Origin of the sequence: Qipengyuania sp. R86523 (assembly GCF_044596365.1) — a bacterium.
Taxonomy (GTDB): Bacteria; Pseudomonadota; Alphaproteobacteria; order Sphingomonadales; family Sphingomonadaceae; genus Qipengyuania; species Qipengyuania citrea.
This window is the reverse complement of sequence record NZ_CP138997.1, coordinates 1,895,053-1,915,548: the sequence shown is the minus strand read 5'-3', so window position 1 is coordinate 1,915,548 and position 20,496 is coordinate 1,895,053. Positions and strand designations below refer to the sequence as shown.

Sequence of the window (20,496 nt, the reverse complement as noted above, 5' to 3'; positions counted from 1 at the left end):
TAGGGAACGCGCCGGCATGAGCGAGAACGAAATCGACGAATTGCGTCGCCGCTTTGCGCGCGAAGCGATGGCGCTGATGGAACGCAAGGGCGAAGAGGTTTCGCGCACGCGGCTGGCGGCCGAGCTGAGCGTGGCGCGGGCGCGGATCGACGCGGTGTTCCCCGAGGAAAGCGACCTGCTCGAAGCGGTAACCGCCGAATGGTTCGCCCCCAAGCTGGCAGTGATGGACGACGTGATGGCGTCCGACCTGCCGCCGCCGCGCAAGATGTACGAATTCTTCGCCCGCCGCTATCGGCTGCTGCACCGCAATTTCCGCGACGACCCGGCGACGTTCAACCTCTATGTCGAGATGGGCGAACGCTATTTCGACTATGCCCGCAGCTATATCGACCTGGCCGACCACTATCTGTGCGAACTGATCGCCGAAGCGCAGGCCGAAGGCTATCTCAAAGGGCTCGAGGTCGATACTGCCATGTCGATCATCAACCAGATGGTGAGCTGCTATCTGCAGCCCTATCTCATCGCGGTGGTCGACGACCGGCTGAGCGAGGAGAAACTGGGCCTGATCGTCGGCGCGATCTTCGACGGGCTCGACAGCCGCGATGGCGGCGCGCGCGGTACGCAGGATATTCGCGCGGCCTGACCCGCTGCGCGGGCGCTAGCCGCGGGCAGCGCGCTGTTCGGCGAAGATCCCCCAGGCGGCGAGGAACAGCCCGCAGACCAGCGGCCCGACCACGATCCCCGACAGGCCGATCAGCGCGATACCGCCCAGCGTGGTGACAAGGATCAACCAGTCGGGAATGCCGGTGTCGCGTCCGACGAGGATCGGGCGCAGGATGTTGTCGATCATGCCGATCAGCGCGACCCCCGAGACGATCACCACCACGCCCTGCCAGATCGCGCCGGTCGCCAGCAGGTAGATCGCGGCGGGCACCCATACGATCGCCGGGCCGAGCGCGGGAAGCAGCGAGGCGATTGCCATAACCACGCCGAGCAGCAGGACCGATGGGATCCCCACGATCCAGAATGTCAGCGCGCCGAGGGCGCCCTGGACAAGCCCGACGACGACCGATCCCTTGATCGTGGCGCGCACGATGACGAGAAAGCGTTCTGCGAGCCGGTCGGCGACGCCGCGTTCCATCGGCAGCGCGGCGAGGATCGTCTCGCCGATCGCCCGCCCGTCTCGCAGCAGGAAGAAGCCAACATAGAGCGCGATCGCGAAACCGATCGCGAAACCGAAAACGCTGCCCCCGATTGCGAGGGCCTGCGCCGCGATGATGCCGAGGCTGGCCTGGACAAAGGCGGTCGCGCGTGCCTGGACAGCGCCCAGGTCGCCCAGTCCGGCGCGCGCCAGCGTGGCCTGCATATTGGCCGGGAGCGCGTCGAACACCTCTTCGAAATAGAGCGCCACATCGATATCGCCGTCGCGCAAGGCGACGAACAGCCCCGCCGCTTCGTTGACCACCGCGCTGCCGATCCACAGCGCGGGCAGGACGACGGCGAACAGGATCACCACCAGGCTCGCCAGCGCAGCCTGGCTATCCTTGTCGGGCCGCTTTGCGAGGAACCAGCGGTAGAGCGGCTGGAACATGATCGCTGCCAGCGCCGCCCACAGCAGTGAACGGGCAAAGGGCAGCACGATCGCGATCAGCGCGGCCGACACGAGCGCGAGGAAGAGCAGGAAGCCCCCCTGCTCGAGCGATCCGGTCGGACGCCCCCCGCCCATCTCGATCAGACGTCCAGATTGGCGACGTTCAGCGCATTGTCCTGGATGAATTCACGGCGCGGTTCGACCACGTCGCCCATCAGGCGGGTGAAGATCTCGTCGGTCACGTCGGCATCCTCGACCTTGACCTGCAACAGCGCGCGATTGTCCGGATCGAGCGTGGTCTCCCACAATTGCTCGGCGTTCATTTCGCCAAGACCCTTGTAGCGCTGGATCTTCTGACCCTTGCGCCCCGCGGCCAGCACTGCGTCGAGCAGCTGCGTCGGCAGAGTAATCGCGTCATCGGCAAAGATCGGTGCGGCCTCTTCGCTGTCGCTCTCGCTGTCGCTGTCCGCCTCTTCCGGCTCCGCCGCACCGCTGCGGACGAGCCGCATGGGCGCGGTGTAGACATCGGCGAATTCCTGCGCGACGCGGTTGAGCTTGCGGGCTTCGGCGCTGTCGAGGAAGGCCGGGTCGATTTCGTGGACATCAGTCACGCCGCGCCACACGCGGAACAGGCGGACCTTGCCGTCGTCCCCGGTTTCGGCGCGCCAGCGCGCTTCGGGGTCGCCCATCTGCAGATGCGCGGCTGCACGGTCGAGCGCGGCGCCGCGATCGCCCGACGGATCGAGCGCGCCGGCCAACGCCATCGCCTCGATCAGGTCGGTGTTGTACTTGCGCGGGACGAAAGCCAGCAGGTTGCGGATGCGCAGGCCATGCGCGACCAGCGCTTCAAGCTCGCCGCCGCCGCGCACCGCGCCTCCGCCTTGCGTTTCGAGCACGCGCGCATCGAGGCCCTGAGCGATCAGGTAGCGATCGAAGGCCGGCTGGTCCTTGAGATAGACTTCGCTCTTCCCGCGCGAGACCTTGTACAGCGGCGGCTGCGCGATGAAGAGGTGCCCGGCCTTGACGATCTCGGGCATCTGCCGGTGGAAGAAGGTGAGCAGCAGGGTGCGGATATGCGCGCCGTCGACATCGGCGTCGGTCATGATCACGATCTTGTGATAGCGCAGCTTCTCGAGATCGAATTCGTCGCGCAGCCCGGTGCCCATCGCCTGGATCAGCGTGCCCACTTCCTTCGAGGAAATGATCCGGTCGAAGCGCGCACGCTCGACGTTGAGGATTTTGCCCTTGAGCGGCAGGATCGCCTGTGTCTTGCGGTCGCGGCCCTGCTTGGCGCTGCCCCCTGCCGAATCGCCCTCGACCAGGAAGAGTTCGCAGTTCGCGGGGTTGCGGTCCTGGCAGTCGGCCAGCTTGCCCGGCAGCGAGGCGATGCTCATCGCGCCCTTGCGGCTCATCTCGCGGGCGCGGCGGGCGGCTTCGCGCGCGGCGGCGGCGTCGATCACCTTCTGGATGATCGCCTTCGCTTCGGCGGGGTTTTCCTCCAGCCATTCGCTCATCTTCTCGCCCATCAGGCTTTCCAGCGGCGAACGCACTTCGGAACTGACCAGCTTGTCCTTGGTCTGCGAGGAGAACTTGGGATCGGGCAGCTTGACCGAAACGATCGCGGTCAGGCCTTCGCGCATGTCTTCGCCCGACAGCGAGACCTTCTCTTTCTTCAGCATTCCGCTGGCGCTGGCGTAATTGTTCAGCGTGCGCGTCAGCGCGGTGCGGAACGCGGCGAGGTGCGTGCCGCCGTCGCGCTGCGGGATGTTGTTGGTGAAGGTGAGGACGTTCTCGTAATAGCTGTCGTTCCACTCGAGCGAGACGTCGATGCCGATGCCGTCCTTTTCCGCGCTCACCGCGATCGGTTCGGCGACCAGCGGCTGCTTGTTGCGGTCGAGATATTTGACGAAGGCCGCAATCCCGCCTTCGTAATAGAGGTCGTGCTCGAGCATTTCCTCGTGGCGCTTGTCGCGCAGCAGGATCCGCACGCCCGAATTGAGGAAGGCCAGTTCGCGATAACGGTGCTCGAGCTTGTCGAAATCGAACTCGATCACGTTCTTGAAAGTGTCTTCCGACGCCTTGAAGGTGACACGCGTGCCCTTCTTGAACCCGTTCTCGTCGGGGTTCTGTTCGACCTTGGGGGCATCGCCGACGACACGCAGGCTTTCGACCGCATCGCCATGCTCGAAACGCATCCAGTGTTCCTTGCCGTCGCGCCAGATCGTCAGTTCGAGCCATTCGGACAGCGCGTTGACCACCGATACGCCGACACCGTGCAGGCCGCCCGACACCTTGTAGGCATTGTCGTCGCTGGTGTTCTCGAACTTACCGCCCGCGTGAAGCTGGGTCATGATAACCTCGGCCGCGGACACGCCTTCGCCCTTGTGCATGTCGACCGGGATGCCGCGGCCATTGTCTTCGACCGAGACCGAGCCATCGGCATTGAGTTCGATCAGGACGAGGTCGCAATGCCCGGCCAGCGCTTCGTCGATGGCGTTGTCCGACACCTCGAACACCATGTGGTGCAGGCCCGATCCATCGTCGGTATCGCCGATATACATGCCGGGCCGCTTGCGGACCGCGTCGAGGCCCTTGAGCACCTTGATCGAATCTGCGCCGTAGCCGGGTTTTTTCGGCGCTTCGGCGCCCGTCATTTCAGGGGTTTCATCCATAGTGATCATATAGGCGGTAGCGGGCGGATTGCCAAAGTTTCGGCAGCGATTTTACCCACAGTTTGCCGCGCACCCGGTTTCGTCTGCAACCGGTTGATTTACCGGCGGGGAAAGCGCATCTCGCGGCCATGCTTTCGGTGCTCGACATCTTCCGGATCGGGATCGGCCCGTCCTCCTCGCACACGGTCGGGCCGATGCGCATCGCGCGCACTTTCGTGCGGGCGCTGGCCAAGGCCGGCAAGCTGGAGCGCACTGCCCGGATTGCGGTCGAACTGCAGGGATCGCTGGCGCTTACCGGAGTGGGGCACGGCACTGTCGATGCCAGCATCCTGGGGCTGATCGGTTTCGCGCCCGACACGACCTGCCCCGACAAGGCCGCTGCCGCGCTGGAACGCGTGCGCACGCACGGCCGGTTGATGCTCGGCGGCAGGCAGGACATCGCGTTCGATCCCGCTACGGATATCGATCTCGCGGGGCATGTCATTCCGGACTTGCATCCCAACGGCATGCAGCTGGAGGCGTTCGATGCCGACGGCGCGCCACTGTCGCGGCGGACCTATTATTCGACCGGTGGCGGCTTCGTCGCTTCCGAAGCGCAGCTCCGCCGCAAGCCGAAGGACGACCGGATCAACACGGGCACACGGGTGCCGCACGATTTCGGCTCGGCCGAAGAGCTGCTGGCCGAATGCGCGCGGACCGATCTTTCGATCGCCGAGCTGATCCTCGCCAATGAGGATGCCTTCCGCCCGCGCGAGCGGACTCTCGAAGGGCTCGACCGGATCGCTACCGCGATGGACCAGTGCGTCGATCGCGGCCTGCACCAGCGGGGCATCCTTCCCGGCGGTCTCAAGGTGGCGCGGCGGGCACCCGATCTGTGGGACAAGCTGTCGGCCAATCCGCAATCGAACGAGCGCGAGCAATTGTTCGACTGGCTCAATTGCTACGCCATGGCAGTGAACGAGGAAAACGCCGCGGGCGGGCGCGTGGTCACTGCGCCGACCAATGGCGCCGCGGGGATCATTCCCGCGGTGATCCGCTTCTATTGCGTCACCGCGGAAGACGATGCCTGCGGCGAAAGCCGCCGGACCTTCCTGCTGACCGCGGGCGCGATCGGCCTGCTCTACAAGCAGCGCGCCAGCATTTCGGGCGCCGAAATGGGCTGCCAGGGCGAAGTCGGCGTGGCGTGCTCGATGGCGGCGGGCGGGCTCGCCGCGCTGTGGGGCGCATCGCCCGCGCAGGTCGCCAGTGCAGCGGAAATCGGCATGGAGCACAATCTCGGACTGACCTGCGATCCCGTCGGCGGGCTGGTCCAGGTCCCGTGCATCGAGCGCAATGCCATCGGTGCGGTCAAGGCGGTCAACGCCGCGCGGCTGGCGCTGCACCGGCCCGAAACCGATGCGCGCGTCAGCCTCGACCAAGTGATCGAGACGATGCGCCAGACCGGGCTCGACATGTCGAGCAAGTACAAGGAAACCAGCCAGGGCGGGCTGGCGGTCAATGTGATCGAATGCTGATGCTGCTGGCCGTGGTGCTGGTGGTGTCGGGCGCGCTGGTCGCCGGCGCCGCCTGGGGCATCTACGGCAAGCTGCCCGAACGGCTCGAAGGTTTTCTGGTCGCGCTGGCCGGCGGCGCGCTGCTGTTGTCGGTCACCACCGAACTGATCGAACCCTCGATCGAGACGGCAAGCGTGTTCCATGCCATGCTCGGGGTTGCCGCCGGGGCCGTCGTATTCGCTTTCGCCGACTATCTGATCGACGAGAGATGGGGCCCCGACGATGGCGGGGGCCTGCTGGCCGCGATCACGCTCGACGGGATCCCCGAGAACCTCGCGCTCGGTGTCGCGCTGATCGGCGTGGGCGGGGCCGAAGTTGCCGCGCTGGCGGGCTCCATCCTGCTGTCCAACCTGCCCGAAGCGGCCGGCGGTGCGCGCGCGATGGTGTCGGGCGGGCATGGGCGGGGCAAGGTCATGCTGCTGTGGCTGGGAACCGCGATCCTGCTGTCGCTCGCCGCGATCGTGGGCAATCTGGCGCTTGCAGGTGTGGGCGAGGATGCCCTTGCGGTCATTCGCTGCTTCGCCGCCGGCGCGGTGGTCGCCAGCCTTGCGACCGAGGTCTTCCCGCAGGCCTTCCGCGAGGATCGGCACTGGGCGGGCATCGCCACGGCGCTGGGCGTCATCCTCGCCTTTTCGCTCGGCAGCCTCACGGGCGGCTAGACAGCCGCGCGCGCGGCGATAGGGTGCCGCGCATGGGAGAGACACAAGATGGCGCGCTGGCCGCGCCTTTCGGCAGCTTTGCGCAAATCATCGGCAGCAATGCCGCGGCGCTGGGCGACCAGATCGCCTTGCGCGACGATACCGGCGAGCTGAGCTGGGCGGCACTGGGGGACCGGGTCGAACGGCTGGCCGCACGGCTGGTGGCCGACGGGCTGGAACGCGGGCAATCGGTCGCGATCCTCGGCTATTCCTCGATTCCCTATGCGCTGGTGTTCCTGGCCGCGGTGCGCGCCGGCGGCGTGGCCGCGCCGCTGACCACCAGCGCAAGCGCCGCGCAACTTGCCGGGATGGCGCGCGATTCGGGCGCGGCGCATATCTTCATCGACCGGGCCAAGCTGGCCGAACTGGGCGAAGACAGTTTCCCCGGGATGCGCCGCATCGTGCTTGACGAAGAACTCGACGCGTGGATGGCCCCCGCCGGCACGCAGGCTCCCGCTTGCGATCCGCAGCCCGGCGATCCGTTCAACATCATCTATTCCTCGGGCACGACGGGTACGCCCAAGGGCATCGTCCATTCGCACCAGATGCGCTGGCGCCAGTTCGCGGCGACCGCGGCCAGCTGGCGCGAGAACGGCCTACCCGCACGGACGCTGGCCTCGACGCCGCTCTATTCGAACACCACGATGGTGGCCTTCCTGCCCGCGCTGCTGGCAGGCGGGACGGTGCGCGTCATGCGCAAGTTCGACGTGCTGCGCTGGCTCGAATGGGCGCAGGACGACCGCACCACCGTCACCATGCTGGTGCCGGTGCAATACCGCCGGCTGATGCAGGAACCGCGCTTCGACGAATTCGACCTGTCCGCGCTGCAGTTGAAATACTGCACCTCGGCGCCGTTCCCGGCGGACCTCAAGCGCGAGGTTCTGGCGCGGATGCCCGGCGCGTTGATCGAGATCTATTCGATGACCGAAGGCGGCGTGGTCTGCCTGCTCGAAGCGCACAAGTTTCCCGACAAGCTGCATACGGTCGGACGCCCGGCGCCGGGCAGCGAGCTCCGCGTGCTCGACGATGACGACAGGCCGGTGGCGGCGGGCGAAGCGGGCAATCTGATCGGGCGCAGCCAGACCATGATGGCCGGCTACAAGAACCAGCCCGACAAGACGCGCGAAGGCTATTGGACCGACCCGGAAACCGGCGAGACCTGGCAGCGGATGGGCGATATCGGCCGCGTCGATGCCGACGGTTTCGTCGAACTGGTCGGCCGCGCGAAGGACATGATCATTTCGGGCGGGTTCAATATTTTCCCCGTCGATCTCGAGGACGAACTGGCGAAGGAACCCGACGTGGTGGAAGCCGCGGTGATCGGCATGCCGAGCGAACGCTGGGGCGAAACGCCGGTCGGCTTCGTCACGCTGACGCCGCAGGCGCGCGGCTGCGAGGCGATTCGCGAAGCGGTCAATGCGCGGCTGGGCAAGACCCAGCGGCTGGCGCAGCTGCATGCGATCGACGAAATGCCCCGCAGCCATATCGGCAAACTGCTCAAGACCGATCTGCGCGAGGAAGCCGCACGGCGCGGTGCGCCCGACTAGGCGGCGCCCGGTCCCTTTGCTGCGGCGGGGCGCAGCGTTTCGAGACGCGGCACCGACTTCTTGGGGGGAGGGAGAGGAATGTCGGCGGCCGCGTCTCTACTCGCTGCCATATCGCCTCGCCGGTGCGGGGGGCCTGGAAGGCCGGCCGCGGGTGGCGAGGAAGGCCAGAAGCAGCGGTTGCTTGGGGGACCGCTGCAACTGTAACTCGTCCGGGACGGGAGTGTCAGGGGTCACCGTCCGGCTGTGAAGCTGGTAATAATCGTGCGCGGCTGCGAACGAAAGTGAGAAAACGTTGAAACATGTTGCGAATTGCGCAACGCTAATCGCCAACTGTCTCATTGCAAAAATATACGAGCTCGGCCCCTGCGTGCGATGCGCACTGCCTTCCGGGCATGAGAAACCCGGTGCCGCCGGGCGGGCGACACCGGGTCTTCATCCAGCGGCTGGCTCAGCGTGCGCTGGCGAGCGTGGCGGTGGCCTTCTGGCGGATCATCTGCTGTGCCGAAGCAACCAGCGAGGCCTTGCAGCGACGATCGTAGGAGAAAGCGTTAACCGACAGCGCTTCGGGGTGCGTGCAGGCGGCTTGCGCTGCGGCATCGACGCGGTCGCGCAGTTCGGCGAGCTGCGAGGGGTCGCGCAGGTCGAGGTCATTGAAATCGACCGCGATGCTGACTTCGGTGCGCTTTGAAAGCGCCTGTGCGGGGGCACCCAGCAGGGCGGTAGCAGCGAGGCCGGCGGCGAGAAGGTTGATAATTTTCACGAGCGTCTCCTGTTGAAGGTATTGTCGCTCTTCAAACATCCTGTGGTTTGTTCTCGTTTATCGTTGTGCGCCGCACCATTTCTCTTCGCAAGTGCAAAATACGCAGGATAGTGTTGAAAGCGATGCACCTGTGCATCGGCCGGTGGCCGTCTGCGATGCTCCGCAGGCGAATGCTGGACAGGCGGCGCACGCTGGCCTTAACGGGAACGCCATGCAGGCAGAACACCTCCCCGATTCCATCCTGATCGTCGATTTCGGCAGCCAGGTCACCCAGCTCATCGCGCGCCGCGTGCGCGAGGCAGGGGTCTATTCCGAAATCGCGCCCTTCACCCAGGCGGAAGAGGCGTTCGAGCGGCTCAAGCCCAAGGGCATCATCCTGTCGGGCTCGCCCGCCAGCGTGTGCGACGAGGGCAGCCCGCGCGCCCCGCAGGTGCTGTTCGACAGCGGCCTGCCGATCCTCGGCATCTGCTATGGCCAGCAGGTCATGACCCAGCAGCTTGGCGGCGAGGTCCGTCCCGGGCACGAGACCGGCGAGGGCGGTGAATTCGGCCGCGCCTATCTGACCGTGACCGAACAATGCGCATTGTTCGATGGCATGTGGCAGAACGGCGAACGCCACCAGGTGTGGATGAGCCATGGCGACAAGGTCACCCAGTTCGCGCCCGGCTTCCGGATCGTCGCCACCAGCGATGGCGCGCCCTTCGCCGTGATCGCCGATGAAAAGCGCAAGTATTACGGCACCCAGTTCCACCCCGAAGTGGCGCATACGCCCGATGGCGGCAAGCTGCTGGCCAATTTCGTGCGCCATGTCTGCGGGCTCGCCGGCGACTGGACCATGGCCGAGTTCCGCAAGACCAAGATCGCGGAAATCCGCGAACAGGTCGGCGACGGCAAGGTCATCTGCGGCCTGTCGGGCGGGGTCAATTCGGCAGTGGCCGCGGTCCTCATCCACGAAGCCATCGGCGACCAGCTGACCTGCGTCTTCGTCGATCACGGGCTGATGCGGATGAACGAGGCCGAACAGGTCGTGACGCTGTTCCGCGACCATTACAATATCCCGCTTGTGCATGTGAATGCGGAGGAGCGGTTCCTCGGCGGTCTGGCGGGCCAGACCGATCCGGAAAAGAAGCGCAAGTTCATCGGCGGCGCGTTCATCGACCTGTTCGAGGCGGAAGCGAAGAAGATCGGCGGGGCCGATTTCCTCGCGCAGGGCACGCTTTATCCCGATGTCATCGAAAGCGTCAGTTTCACCGGCGGGCCCTCGGTCACGATCAAGAGCCACCACAATGTCGGCGGCCTGCCCGAACGCATGAACATGAAGCTGGTCGAACCCTTGCGCGAACTGTTCAAGGACGAGGTGCGCGAACTGGGCCGCGAATTGGGCCTGCCCGAGATTTTCGTCGGGCGGCATCCCTTCCCCGGCCCGGGCCTTGCGATCCGCATTCCCGGCGAAGTCACCAAGGAGCGCTGCGACATCCTGCGCAAGGCCGATGCGATCTACCTCGAGGAAATCCGCAATGCGGGCCTCTACGACGCGATCTGGCAGGCCTTCGCGGTGCTGCTGCCGGTCAAGACCGTTGGCGTGATGGGCGATAGCCGCACCTATGACAGTGTCTGCGGCCTGCGCGCGGTGACCAGCACCGATGGCATGACGGCCGATGTCTATCCCTTCGACAGCGCCTTCCTCAGCCGGGTGGCCACGCGCATCATCAACGAAGTGCAGGGCATCAACCGCGTGGTCTACGACTACACCTCGAAGCCCCCCGGTACGATCGAGTGGGAATAGCCTCCCTGCAGGCCGGGCCCCGGCCTGCGCAGCCGCGACGTTTCGGGCCCGGCGCGATCGTGCTGCTGGCCGGCATCGCGATCCTCGCCTTTGCGGGCAATTCGGTAATTGCGCGCTATGCGCTCGCCGCCGGCGGGATCGACGCCGCAACCTTCTCACTCGTGCGGCTGGGCGCCGGCGCGATCGTGCTGGCGCCGCTATTGCTGCGCGGCACCGGCCGCTGGAGCCTGTTGGGCGGAATCAGCCTGTTCGTTTACGTGGCGATGTTCTCCTTCGCCTATGTCGATCTGCCGACCGCCACCGGCGCGCTGATCCTGTTCACCGTGGTGCAGGCGACCGTGGTGCTGGCGGGCATGCTGCGCGGCGAACCGATGCGGCTGCTGGGCTGGGCTGGGCTGCTGCTGTCGCTCGGGGGGCTCGCCGTGCTGCTGGTCCCGCAGGTCGAAAGTGGCCGGGTGCTGCCGACCGTATTCATGGCAATCTCGGGCATGGCCTGGGGCGCCTATACGATGATCGGCCGCGCGGTTGCCGTGGGTGCGGGTGTCCATACCGCGCGCAGCTTCGCCATCGGCGCAGTGCTGGCGTTACCGTTGCTTGCCTTTGCCGGCAGCATGCCCAGCGCCACCGGGGCGCTGCTGGCCGTCCTCTCGGGCGCGCTCACCTCGGGGCTCGGCTATGTCGTGTGGAACCGCGTGTCGCCCTCGCTCGGGCTCGCGACGCTGGCGACCGTCCAACTGGCGACACCGCTGGTCGCCGCCATGGGCGGGGCGGCGCTGCTCGGCGAACTTGTCACGAGCGAATTGCTCGTGGCCGGCGCGTTGATCCTGTCCGGCATCGCCATGACGCTGAAACGGTGAGCCGCTGAGCGATGGAACTGCCGCTCGGCCCCGATCCGCGCACGGCAACCATCCGCCGCCTGCAGGCGCTGCTGGTCCAGCGGTTCGGCCATATCGAGCGCGCGGCGGCCGAATGGCGCCAGCCCGAATGGGTGCTGGTGCAGGGCGTGATCGGGGCGCGGACCAAGTCCGAAATCTCGAACGCCGCAACCGATCGCTTGCTTCGCCGCTGGGGCTGCTGGGAGGCGGTGGCCACCGCGCCGCTGGCCGATGTGCAGGCCGAGCTGGCGACGCAGACCTATCCCAATGTCGCTGCGGAGCGATTGCAGGCGAGCCTGGCCGCGCTCATCGACCTTCGCGGCGGCGTCGACCTCGCGCATCTGGCCGAGATGGGCACTGCCGCAGCGATGGACTGGCTCGAACAGCTGCCCGGCGTGGGCCGCAAGATCGCCGCCGGAGTGATGAATGCCAGCACGCTCGACCGCCGCGCGATCGTGCTTGACGGACACCACACGCGCATTCTCCAGCGCATGGGGCTGGTGCCGCCCAAGGCGAGCACCGCGCGGGCTTTCGCCGCGATCATGCCGGCGATGCCGGCCGATTGGTCGGGGGCGGAATATGATGAGCATCACCTGCTGATGAAGAAGCTCGGCCAGACCTGGTGCCGCCCGGCGGCGCCCGCCTGCCCCGAATGCCCGGCGCAGGCGCTGTGCGAAACCGGGCGGCACCGCGCCTGATTGCAGCGCGCGCCCGCTTGCGCCACAAGCGCTGCGCATGAAACGTCTTGGCTCGATCCTCCTGTGGTCCGCGATCGCGGCTGCGTTCATCGGTCCCGGCACGGTGACCGTCGCGGCCAGCACGGGTGCCTCGCTTGGCCCGGCGCTGCTGTGGGCCATCCTGTTCTCGGGCATTGCAACCTTCACGCTGCAGGAATTCGCCGGACGGCTCGCGGTGACCACGGGCGACGATCTGGCGACGGTGTTACGGCGCCGCTACCCGACCGGTTTCGCGCGGGTGGCGACGGTGACCCTGGTCGGCGGCGCGATCCTGCTCGGCTGCGCGGCCTATGAAGCCGGGAATATCCTCGGCGGGGCAGCGGGGGCGATGCTGGCGCTCGACGCGCCGCGCGGCGCGGTGACGCTGGGCCTCGCGCTCGCTGCAGGCGCGCTGCTGCTGGCGGGTTCGCCGCAATTCGTAGCGCGCCTGATGGCCGCATTTGTGGCTCTGATGGGGGCGGGTTTCCTGCTCGTCGCAGTGTCGCTGGCCCCGGCCATCGGAACCTTGGTCGCCGGCCTGGTGCCGGAACCGGGTTTCGCCGACGACTCCGCTGCGCTGCTGGCAGTGCTCGCGCTCGTCGGGACGACTGTCGTCCCCTACAACCTGTTCCTGGGCGCGGCCCTCGCGCGCGGCCAGGGGCTGGGCGACATGCGCTTCGGCCTGGCAGTGGCAGTGGCGATCGGGGTACTCATCACCGCTGCCGTGCTGGTCGTGGGCACGGCGCTCGTTGGCGAATTCTCTTTCCCGGCGCTGGGCGACGTGCTGGCCGACCGGCTGGGCCCGTGGGCGCGGACCGGCGTGGGCATCGGCTTGCTTGCCGCGGGCGTATCCTCTGCGGTGACGGCGCCGCTGGCCGCGGCGCTGACCGCGCGCGGCCTGTTCGGCGCGCCCGGTGATCAGCAGTGGCAGGCGGACGGCTGGCGCTTCCGCGCGGTTTGGGCGGGCATCTTGCTCGTGGGGCTCGGTTTGGGGCTAGCCGACATCCGGCCGGCCCCCGCGATCCTCGCGGCGCAGGCGTTCAATGGCGCACTGCTTCCGCTGGTGGCGCTGTTCCTGCTGGCAGCGATGAATGACGCGGCTGCACTGGGCGGGCATGCCAACGGCCTGCTCGCCAATGCTTTCGGGATGCTGGTCGTCGGGGTGGCGACCATGCTCGGACTGACCGCGCTGACCCGCGCGGCGGGCACGCTGTTCGGGTTCGGCCTGCCCGCGCCGGGGATCATCCTGCCGGCCTTCGCCGTCATCGGCGTGTTTGCCGCGCGCGCGGTCACCCGGCGCGAGATGCGGTGAAGGAAGTGCTGGCCCCGGACGAGGTGGCGCAAGTCTATCGCCGTCTCAGCCGTGCCATGCCGGGGCGCACCCCCGGCGCGAAAGGCCCCAAGGGGCAGCCCGACGCGTTCCGGTCGTGTGTTTCCTGCATGCTGTCGGCCCAGTCGCGCGATCGCAACACCGCCGCCGCCACGCGCGCGCTCTTCGCGCTTGCCAGGACCCCGCAAGCGATGCTCGCGCTGGACGATGAAAGAATCGCCCGCGCGATCAAGCCCTGCGGGCTCTACAATATGAAGACCCGCAATATCCGCGCCTTCTGCACTGCGCTGCTGGCCGAGCATGGCGGTGCGGTGCCCGACGCGCGCGAGGCGCTGATGGCGCTGCCGGGGATCGGACGCAAATGTGCGGACATCGTGCTGAGCTTCACCTTCGGGCGGGACGTGATCGCAGTCGACACCCATGTCCACCGCGTGTGCAACCGCATCGGCCTCACGCAGGCACGGGCGGCGGACAAGACCGCGGCGCAGCTCGAGGAACGCTCGCCGGGATGGGCGCTGCGCGACGGGCACTTCTGGCTGATCCAGTTGGGCAAGCGCATCTGTAGGGCCCGCGCGCCCGAATGCGAGCGGTGCCCGGTGGCCGACCTGTGCCTCTTCTACCGCGTTACGCGGGGAAGCTGACGCCGGTCATCGCTTCGGACTTGGTCCACAGCTTCCCGGCGAGGTCCTGGTCGCGGATATACGGGTAATAGCCGCCCGCGCGCGGTTTCTCGGGATCGGCGGCAACCGCCACCTCGCAATCCTCGCAATAGACGCCGCCCTTGCCTTCGAGCAGCGGCGAAACCGCGCACCACACGGTGGTCGCGGCGCCTTCCTCGGTCGATTTGAAGGCCTCGTGGACGTTGCCGTCCTCGTCGTACCAGCCCATCGCGCGCTGTTCTTCCATCGTCAGGTGCCGCTGGAGCGGCGTAGCGATACCGCCCGGGTGCACCGCGAAGGCGCGCACGCCCCGGCTTTCGCCGAGCTTGTCGAGTTGCAGCGCGAACAGGGCGTTGGCCGACTTGGCCTGTCCGTAAGCAAGCCACTTGTCGTAGTCGCGGCGCTCGAAATGGGGATCGTCGAGATCGAGCCCGTGGAGCCGGTGCCCGATCGAGGACAACGCCACGACGCGGGCCCCGCCGCCGGTCAGCAGCAGCGACCACAGCCGTGCGGTCAGCTGGAAATGGCCCAGGTGATTGGTGGCGAACTGCATTTCATAGCCGCGCGCGTCGCGACCAAGCGGGCTGGCCATGATCGCGGCATTGTTGATCAGGATGTCGATCGTGTCGGTGCGGCCCGCGACCGCTTCGGCGAAGGCATCGATCGAAGCCGGATCGGCCAAGTCGAGCGGAAGGATCGCGATATCGCCGTCCAGCGCGTCGAGCACGTCATGCGCCTGGCCGGTCCGCCGCGCGCCGACGATGACCTGCGCACCGGCTGCGGCAATCGCGCGGACGGTTTCGGTGCCGATCCCCGAATAGCCGCCGGTTACGACGACGCAGCGGCCCGACAGGTCTATCCCGTCGATGACTTCCCCGGCAGTCGAGCGATATCCGAAGGGCGAATTGACCGGTTCCTGGTGGCTGGGCATGGCTGTGTCCTCTCCTCTGCCCAACTATGCGTTGCCCGCACTGCCTTGGCCAGCCCCCAGTTCAGCGGCCGGCGCGCAGCGGGGCCGGTTGCGGCTCAGCCTTCGGTGTCGGGCATCGTATAGGGCACGAAATCGTCCAGCATCAGCACATCGGACAGAAAGCCCACGGTCCGGTCGACCAGATGGACCTGGTCGCTGCGGCACAGCCGCGATCCGCTGAACCGCTTGATCACCATGATGTCGCTGTCGTCGATGCTTTGCGGGTTGCGCGTGTAGTTGACCCAGACCGTATCGCCCGAGCGATAGGTCAGCGCGGTGCCGTCGATCTGCTTGAGGCTGCGGCTGCCGGTGGTGCTGATGCAGTTCTGCGGTTCGCCGGCAATGCGGCCGTCGAGCAGCTTGGCGAGCTTCGCTTCGCCGCGAGTGGGTTCGGCTTCGTCCGCCTGGGCGGGAACGGCCATCAGGCCGGCAGCGGCAGCGGCGAAAATCAGTGGCTTGAGCATGACAGGTCTCCTCAGGAAAAGGGACAGTGTATCGCGCAGGCTGAACCTGCGCTGAGTCATGCGGTTCCGCCCACCGTGATCCCGTCGACCAGCAGGGTCGGCTGGCCGACTCCCGCGGGCACGCTCTGCCCCCCCTTGCCGCACATGCCCACGCCCTCGTCGAGCGCCATGTCGTTGCCGATGCCGCGCACCTTGGTCAGCACGGTCGGGCCGTCCCCGATCAGCGTCGCGCCCTTGATCGGTGCCACGACCTTGCCCTTCTCGACCTTGTAGGCCTCGGTGCAGGCAAACACGAACTTGCCGCTGACGATATCGACCTGCCCCCCGCCGAAGCTGGTGGCATAGATGCCGTCGTTCATCCGGCTTAGCAGTTCCGCCGGATCGTCGCTGCCACCCCGCATGAAGGTGTTGGTCATGCGCGGCATCGGCGCGTGCTGGTAGGACTGGCGGCGACCGTTGCCGGTCGCCTCGACCCCCATCAGCCGCGCATTGAGGCGGTCCTGCATGTAGCCCCTGAGAATGCCGTCCTCGATCAGCACGGTTTCGCGGGTCGGCGTGCCTTCGTCGTCGATGCTCAGCGACCCGCGGCGATCGGCCATGCTGCCATCGTCGATCACGGTGACGCCGGGGGCCGCCACGCGTTCGCCGATGCGGCCCGCAAAGGCGCTGGTGCCCTTGCGGTTGAAATCGCCCTCGAGCCCGTGCCCGACCGCTTCGTGCAGCAGGATGCCGGGCCAGCCGGGGCCGAGCAGGACGCTCGTCTCGCCCGCCGGGGCCTCGACGCTTTCGAGGTTCACCATGGCCTGACGGACCGCTTCGTCGACCGCCCGCATCCAGCGTCCCTCGTCGAACAGATCGTCGTAAAGATAGCGGCCGCCGAAGCCGAAGCTGCCGGTTTCGCGGCGGCCGTTGGCTTGGGCTACGATGCTGACGTTCAGCCGCACCAGCGGGCGGATGTCGCGCGCGGTGAAGCCATCGGCACGGATGATGTCGATCGCGCTCCAGCTGCCCGACAGGCTGGCGCTGACCTGCGCCACGCGCGGGTCCTTGGCGCGGGCCACGGCGTCGATCTTCTCCAGCAGCGCGACCTTCTCGGCAAAGGGCACGAGATCGAGCGGGCTGGCATCGGTGTAGAGATGCCGGTTGGTGCGCTCGGGCGGGGCGGCTTTGGCGGCCGTGGCGGGATCGAGCAGGCGCAGCGTTTCGCCCGCGCGCGCGATTGCCCTGGCGCTGATTTCATTGGCATGCGCAAAGCCGGTGGTCTCGCCCGATACGCCGCGCAGGCCGAACCCCGAATCGCGGCTGTAATCGGCGGTTTTCAAGCGCCCGTCATCGAAGGCGAAACTCTCGCTCGCCATGAATTGCAGATAGAGCTCGCCATCGTCGCAGGGCGCGAGCAGCCGCGTGGTCAGCGCCTTGGCTTCCTCGGGATCGAGCTGGGTGTAGAGCAGGGCGTGCGGATCGTTTGCTGGCGTCATGCCCTGCTATGTAGGGGCTGCGCCGTCCCAGCGAAAGCCGCGATCGCCTGCGCCGCCGCGCCCGCCGCGGCGGATTCCGGCTGCGGCCGGAATGGCAGCTACCGGTGGCCCGGGTCGGCGCCTTCGGAAATGTCCATCAGCTGCGACTGGTCGACCCCGTCGGCCGGGCCGCCTTCGAGCACGAAACGGCGATCGCAATAGCCGCAGTCGACATAGCCGTGCTCGTCAATTTCGAGATAGATCTTGGGATGCCCCAGCGCGGCGGAACGATAGTTCTTGCCGGTGCGGATATCGGTCGCGCCATCGCACCACACGCGCCGCGTGGTGACCTTGGAGACTTCGGGAGGAGGCAGGCTCATGCGATAGGCCGATAATATGTGCTTTGCCTTGGTGCAAGCATTCGCCGCTTGTCGCGCCATGGCCGCACCCCTAGGTCACCCACCATGCAGACACCCCCAGCTATCCGTATCGACAATCTGGTCAAGGAATACGCCTCGCCCGGCCCGGGCGAACCGCCAAAGCTGGCGCTCAAGGGGGTGAGCTTCGACGTGCCGCAGGGCGGGATCTTCGGCCTGCTCGGCCCCAATGGCGCGGGCAAGTCGACGCTGATCAACATCCTTGCGGGGCTGGTGCGCAAGACGGGCGGCAATGCCGAGATCTGGGGATTCGATACCGACGACAATCCGCGCAATGCCAAGCGTTCGATCGGCATCGTGCCGCAGGAAATCGTCTTCGATCCGTTCTTCACCCCGTTCGAAGTGCTGGAGAACCAGGCCGGGTTCTACGGCATCCCCAAGGCCGAGCGGCGCAGCGAGGAACTGCTCAAGGCGGTCCATCTGTGGGACAAGCGCGATGCCTATGCGCGCACGCTGTCGGGCGGGATGAAACGGCGCCTGCTGATTGCCAAGGCGATGGTCCATTCACCGCCGATCCTGGTGCTCGACGAGCCGACCGCCGGGGTCGATGTCGAACTGCGCCGCCAGCTGTGGGAACTGGTGACCGAACTCAACCGCGAGGGCGTGACCGTGGTGCTGACCACGCATTATCTCGAGGAAGCCGAGCAGCTGTGCGACCGCATTGCGATCATCAACCACGGCGAGCTGATCGCCGACAAGCCGACCCGCGAACTGGTCGACATGGCGCGCGAAAAGATCGTCTCGATCACCGTCGACAAGGATCTGGGCGGCCCGATCATGGAGCCCGCCTTCACCAAGGCCGAAGTGATCGAACCGCGGCGGCTGGAGATTACCTATGATCGCGACCGGACGAGCGCGGGGCAGGTGCTCGCGCTCGTCCAGTCGCACGGCTATGCGATCGAGGATGTCACCACCCGCGAAGCCGACCTGGAAGATGTCTTCGTCCAGCTGACCGGCGCGGGGTGATCGCCCCGATTACATGAACGCGCGTGGGCCCAGGCCCGCATCGCGGACCTTCTGTACCGCCCACGAATGCGGTTCGACTTCTTCCATCGGTGCCTTGCAATTGCGGCAGCGCCCGACCTGCTGCCCGCTGACGCGCGTGATCTTCTCGCGGTCGATGCTGTGCCGGCCCAGGGCACAGCCGATACGTCCCATAGTCATGATGTCGCGACCCTCCAGTCCCGTTATGTATGTCCCCTGTTGCCGCGCCCCCTAGGCCGAAGATCGGCCGACAATAAGCTTGCTGCGCCGAATCGTTCCTTGCTTGCCGCGTAGTGATTGGATCGGCATGACGCGCGCATGACAGACACCCCGCACGACGTCCTCGTGATCGGTTCGGGCGCCGCCGGTCTCACCGCCGCGCTCGCGCTGGCCGAAACCAAGAAGGTCCTGGTCCTAGCCAAGGGCAGGCTCGACAGTGGCTCCACCGCATGGGCGCAGGGCGGCATCGCCGCGGTGCTCGATGCGGGCGATACGTTCGACAACCACATCCGCGACACGATGGTTGCCGGCGCGGGGCTCAACGACCGCGAAACGGTCGAATTCGTGATCGAGCGCGCCCCCGCCTCGATCGACCGCCTGTGCGAACTGGGGGTCCCGTTCAACCGCGAAGAGGATGACCTGCACCTCACCCGCGAAGGCGGGCATTCGCATCGCCGGATTGTCCATGTGAACGATGCGACCGGCTGGGCGGTGCAGGCCGCGCTGCTCAAGGCGGCGGAGGAAAACCCCAATATCACGCTGCTGCCGGGGCAAAGCTGCGTCGATCTGATCACCGGCCGCAACCAGGTCGCCTATTCGGGATCGGGCCGGGTCTGGGGCGCCTATGCGCTGGACGAAGGCAGCGGCAAGGTCGTCGCGCATGTCGCGCGCGCCACGGTCATGGCAGCGGGCGGCGCAGGGCGCGTCTATCTCTTTTCCACCGCGCCGCGCGGGGCCACGGGCGACGGGATCGCGATGGCCTGGCGGGCGGGGGCGCGGGTGTCGAACATGGAAATGATGCAGTTCCACCCGACCTGCCTCTACAATCTCGAGGTCAAGAATTTCCTCATCACCGAGGCGGTGCGCGGCGAGGGCGGCCGGCTGGTCAATCCCGATACCGGCGAGCGGTATATGGAAAAATACGATCCCGAGCGGATGGAACTGGCGCCGCGCGACATCGTCGCACGCGCCAATGACGACCAGATCAAGCGCTACGGGCTCGATTACGTCCATCTCGACATCAGCCACCAGCCGCCCGAATTCGTGCGCCAGCACTTTCCGACGATCCACGAGAAACTGCTCGGGCTGGGCATCGACATGACCAAGGGCCCGATCCCGGTCGTCCCGGCGCAGCACTACACCTGCGGCGGCATCAAGATCGGGCTCGATGCGAAGACCGACCTGCCGGGCCTGTGGGCGGCGGGCGAATGCACCGAAAGCGGCCTGCACGGCGCCAACCGCCTCGCGTCGAACAGCCTTCTCGAATGCTTTGTCTTCGGCGAGGCGGCGGCAAAGGACATCCTCGAATGCTGGGACACGCTCGATGATCCGCCCGCAATCCTTGCCTGGGACGAAAGCCGGGTGACCGATTCGGACGAGGAGGTGGTGATCAAGCAGAACTGGACCGAGATCCGCCGCTTCATGTGGAATTACGTCGGCATCGTGCGGACCACCAAGCGGCTGGAGCGCGCGGCGCACCGCATCCGCCTGCTGCGCGAGGAGGTCGAGGATTATTACGGCCACTTCCGCGTCACCACCGACCTGATCGAACTGCGCAACCTGCTCGAATGCGCCAATCTGATCGTGCAGAGCGCGCTCAGCCGGAAGGAAAGCCGCGGGCTGCATTTCATCACCGATTACCCCGTGACCGATCCGGTGGCCCGCGACACCGTGCTCATCCCCTAGCACGCGCGCTGCGCCGCGATCCCGGCACGGAACCGCGCTCGCCGGTACGGATTACCGTGCTGGAACAACGACAAACATACGGCACGAGGGCC

The 20,496-nt window shown here is 66.9% G+C and carries 19 protein-coding genes; 11 read left to right on the top strand and 8 right to left on the bottom strand.

Features of this window, described 5'->3' with window-relative positions; all coding sequences use genetic code 11:
* Positions 1-16: 16 nt before the first annotated feature.
* Entirely contained in the window at positions 17-643 is a 627-nt protein-coding gene (locus SJY12_RS09385; RefSeq protein WP_397505189.1) for a hypothetical protein, read from the top strand.
* A 15-nt stretch (positions 644-658) separates the two neighbouring features.
* Here SJY12_RS09385 and SJY12_RS09380 read toward each other — a convergent pair whose 3' ends face one another.
* Both SJY12_RS09380 and gyrB read right to left on the bottom strand, forming a co-directional pair.
* On the bottom strand, positions 659-1,726 hold the full coding sequence (locus SJY12_RS09380; protein ID WP_397505188.1) for an AI-2E family transporter: 1,068 nt from the start codon (positions 1,724-1,726) through the stop codon (positions 659-661).
* 5 nt (positions 1,727-1,731) lie between these two features.
* Positions 1,732-4,272, bottom strand: a complete 2,541-nt coding sequence (gene gyrB, locus SJY12_RS09375) for a DNA topoisomerase (ATP-hydrolyzing) subunit B (RefSeq protein WP_397505187.1) — start codon at positions 4,270-4,272, stop codon at positions 1,732-1,734.
* Positions 4,273-4,391: 119 nt separating this feature from the next.
* On the opposite strand from gyrB, the gene SJY12_RS09370 reads away from it, so the two are divergent.
* From SJY12_RS09370 to SJY12_RS09360, 3 genes are read left to right on the top strand one after another with little or no spacing between them, the layout of a single operon-like run.
* Entirely contained in the window at positions 4,392-5,777 is a 1,386-nt protein-coding gene (locus SJY12_RS09370) for an L-serine ammonia-lyase (RefSeq protein WP_397505186.1), read from the top strand.
* Complete coding sequence (locus SJY12_RS09365; RefSeq protein WP_050601671.1) at positions 5,771-6,475, top strand: ZIP family metal transporter; 705 nt, start codon at positions 5,771-5,773, stop codon at positions 6,473-6,475. Before SJY12_RS09370 ends, SJY12_RS09365 begins: the two co-directional genes overlap by 7 nt.
* Positions 6,476-6,507: 32 nt before the next feature.
* Positions 6,508-8,061 carry a class I adenylate-forming enzyme family protein gene (locus tag SJY12_RS09360; protein ID WP_230832108.1) on the top strand — a complete coding sequence of 518 codons (1,554 nt, stop codon included), beginning with the start codon at positions 6,508-6,510 and terminating at the stop codon, positions 8,059-8,061.
* A 448-nt stretch (positions 8,062-8,509) separates the two neighbouring features.
* Here the strand turns inward: SJY12_RS09360 and SJY12_RS09355 are convergent, their stop codons facing one another.
* Positions 8,510-8,821, bottom strand: a complete 312-nt coding sequence (locus tag SJY12_RS09355) for a UrcA family protein (RefSeq protein WP_050601673.1) — start codon at positions 8,819-8,821, stop codon at positions 8,510-8,512.
* 211 nt (positions 8,822-9,032) lie between these two features.
* Here SJY12_RS09355 and guaA point away from each other — a divergent pair, with 211 nt between their 5' ends.
* From guaA to nth (SJY12_RS09330), 5 genes are read left to right on the top strand one after another with little or no spacing between them, the layout of a single operon-like run.
* Complete coding sequence (gene guaA, locus SJY12_RS09350; RefSeq protein ID WP_397505185.1) at positions 9,033-10,607, top strand: glutamine-hydrolyzing GMP synthase; 1,575 nt, start codon at positions 9,033-9,035, stop codon at positions 10,605-10,607.
* Positions 10,598-11,464: a DMT family transporter gene (locus SJY12_RS09345; protein WP_397505184.1), complete on the top strand. Its 867-nt coding sequence runs from the start codon at positions 10,598-10,600 to the stop codon at positions 11,462-11,464. The genes guaA and SJY12_RS09345 overlap by 10 nt, the downstream gene beginning before the upstream one ends.
* An 11-nt stretch (positions 11,465-11,475) precedes the next feature.
* On the top strand, positions 11,476-12,180 hold the full coding sequence (gene nth / locus SJY12_RS09340; protein WP_397505183.1) for an endonuclease III domain-containing protein: 705 nt from the start codon (positions 11,476-11,478) through the stop codon (positions 12,178-12,180).
* Between the two features lie 37 nt (positions 12,181-12,217).
* On the top strand, positions 12,218-13,510 hold the full coding sequence (locus tag SJY12_RS09335; RefSeq protein ID WP_397505182.1) for an NRAMP family divalent metal transporter: 1,293 nt from the start codon (positions 12,218-12,220) through the stop codon (positions 13,508-13,510).
* A complete protein-coding gene (gene nth, locus SJY12_RS09330) occupies positions 13,507-14,169 on the top strand; it encodes an endonuclease III domain-containing protein (protein WP_397505180.1) in 663 nt (220 codons plus the stop codon). Before SJY12_RS09335 ends, nth (SJY12_RS09330) begins: the two co-directional genes overlap by 4 nt.
* Here nth (SJY12_RS09330) and SJY12_RS09325 read toward each other — a convergent pair.
* The 4 genes from SJY12_RS09325 to SJY12_RS09310 form a co-directional block, all read right to left on the bottom strand.
* Entirely contained in the window at positions 14,153-15,118 is a 966-nt protein-coding gene (locus SJY12_RS09325) for an oxidoreductase (RefSeq protein WP_397505179.1), read from the bottom strand. The two genes, nth (SJY12_RS09330) and SJY12_RS09325, sit on opposite strands and share 17 nt — an antisense overlap.
* Positions 15,119-15,213: 95 nt before the next feature.
* A complete protein-coding gene (locus SJY12_RS09320) occupies positions 15,214-15,621 on the bottom strand; it encodes a hypothetical protein (RefSeq protein WP_397505178.1) in 408 nt (135 codons plus the stop codon).
* A 56-nt stretch (positions 15,622-15,677) separates the two neighbouring features.
* On the bottom strand, positions 15,678-17,099 hold the full coding sequence (tldD, locus tag SJY12_RS09315) for a metalloprotease TldD (protein ID WP_397505177.1): 1,422 nt from the start codon (positions 17,097-17,099) through the stop codon (positions 15,678-15,680).
* 98 nt (positions 17,100-17,197) lie between these two features.
* Positions 17,198-17,458, bottom strand: a complete 261-nt coding sequence (locus SJY12_RS09310) for a zinc-finger domain-containing protein (RefSeq protein WP_063505437.1) — start codon at positions 17,456-17,458, stop codon at positions 17,198-17,200.
* A gap of 84 nt (positions 17,459-17,542) precedes the next feature.
* Between SJY12_RS09310 and SJY12_RS09305 the strand changes: the two genes are divergently transcribed.
* Positions 17,543-18,481 (top strand): ABC transporter ATP-binding protein, encoded by a 939-nt coding sequence (locus tag SJY12_RS09305; RefSeq protein ID WP_050601681.1) that lies wholly within the window; start codon positions 17,543-17,545, stop codon positions 18,479-18,481.
* A 9-nt stretch (positions 18,482-18,490) separates the two neighbouring features.
* Here the strand turns inward: SJY12_RS09305 and SJY12_RS09300 are convergent, their stop codons facing one another.
* A complete protein-coding gene (locus SJY12_RS09300; RefSeq protein WP_156488705.1) occupies positions 18,491-18,679 on the bottom strand; it encodes a hypothetical protein in 189 nt (62 codons plus the stop codon).
* A 138-nt stretch (positions 18,680-18,817) separates the two neighbouring features.
* On the opposite strand from SJY12_RS09300, the gene nadB reads away from it, so the two are divergent.
* Positions 18,818-20,404: an L-aspartate oxidase gene (nadB, locus tag SJY12_RS09295; RefSeq protein WP_063511305.1), complete on the top strand. Its 1,587-nt coding sequence runs from the start codon at positions 18,818-18,820 to the stop codon at positions 20,402-20,404.
* The last annotated feature ends 92 nt before the right edge of the window (positions 20,405-20,496 follow it).